Origin of the sequence: Kitasatospora sp. NPDC058032, assembly GCF_042885845.1 — a bacterium.
Classification (GTDB): Bacteria; Actinomycetota; Actinomycetes; order Streptomycetales; family Streptomycetaceae; genus Kitasatospora.
In genome coordinates, this window is sequence record NZ_JBHVRK010000080.1 from 1 (window position 1) to 1,368 (window position 1,368).

Sequence of the window (1,368 nt, forward strand, 5' to 3'; positions counted from 1 at the left end):
GTGCCGAGGTCACCCGGCAGGGGTGCTAGCTCCTCCTTCAGCGAACCCTTCGACAGCCCGCTCCACCAGGAGGCTCTCGCGTGGCCGCGATGCAGCTGACACGCACGCACCGCATACTCATCGGGGTCGTCATCGCCGGTGCGGTGGTCATCGCCGCGATCGGTTTCGCGGGTTCCTACGCCGCCGTGCGCGAGCTCGCGGAGGACAAGGGCTTCGGGACGTTCTCCCTGGTCTTCCCGATCGGCATCGACGCGGGCATCTGCGTCCTGCTCGCCCTGGACCTCCTGCTCACCTGGATGCGCATCCCCTTCCCGCTGCTGCGCCAGACGGCGTGGCTGCTGACCGCCGCGACGATCGCGTTCAACGGGGCCGCCTCCTGGCCCGACCCGCTCGGCACCGCGATGCACGCGGTGATCCCGGTGCTGTTCGTCGTCGCCGTCGAGGCCGCCCGGCACGCGGTGGGCCGGATCGCCGACATCACCGCCGACAAGCACATGGAGGGCGTCCGCCTCACCCGCTGGCTGCTCTCGCCCATCCCGACGTTCAAGCTGTGGCGGCGGATGAAGCTGTGGGAGCTGCGCAGTTACGAGCAGGTCATCAAGCTCGAACAGGACCGGCTGATCTACCAGGCCCGCCTCCAGGCCCGCTTCGGCCGCAACTGGCGGCGCAAGGCCCCCATCGAGTCGATGATGCCCCTGCGGCTGGCGAAGTACGGCGTCCCCCTGGCCGACACCGCCCCCGCGGGCCTCGCCGCCGCCGGCATCGAACCGACGGCTCTCATGGCGGGGGTGCCGACCGTCGAGCAGGCAGAGCCGCAGTCGAACGGGAGCAGCGCAAGGTTCGGACCGGAGCGGACGAAGCCGAAGAACGGTTTGTTCGAGGAGGTGCCGGATGAGCCCGGGGTCTCGAACGAAGCATCCGGGAGCCATGTCGGCGAGTGGCGTTCTCGTTCTGAGGAGACGCCGGTGGAGAAGATCGCCGTGTCCGCTGCGAAGGCGGAGTGGACGGGGGAGCGACGCCGCGTGGTGCAGATGCGGATCCCCGAGCACGATGAGGTCCCGGGCTTCGTGACCTCACGCCCGGACCCGGCAATCGATCTCGCCCAGCCTGCGCGGGAGGAGGCGTCGGAGGTCCAGGAGCGCGAGGCTGAAGTACGGACGGGGCCGGAAATCGTGGCAGTCCGTTATCGGCGGCTGCCTCCGGAGGAACGTTCCCGGTCCGCGAATGCGCTCGCGCCGATTCTTGCCGAGGGCTCCGGCTACACCGTTGGAACGGTGCGGAAGTACCTCGGGGAGATCAAGCGGGCCGAGAAAAGCGCAACCGTATCGAGCTGAGCGCCTCGGTTCCCACCCGTCTCATGGGTGGAAT

1 protein-coding gene is annotated in these 1,368 nt (G+C 69.2%); it reads left to right on the top strand.

Annotation, left to right across the window (positions count from 1 at the left end):
* Positions 1 to 80: 80 nt before the first annotated feature.
* On the top strand, positions 81 to 1,334 hold the full coding sequence (locus ACFVUH_RS37395) for a DUF2637 domain-containing protein (RefSeq protein WP_387918099.1): 1,254 nt from the start codon (positions 81 to 83) through the stop codon (positions 1,332 to 1,334).
* The last annotated feature ends 34 nt before the right edge of the window (positions 1,335 to 1,368 follow it).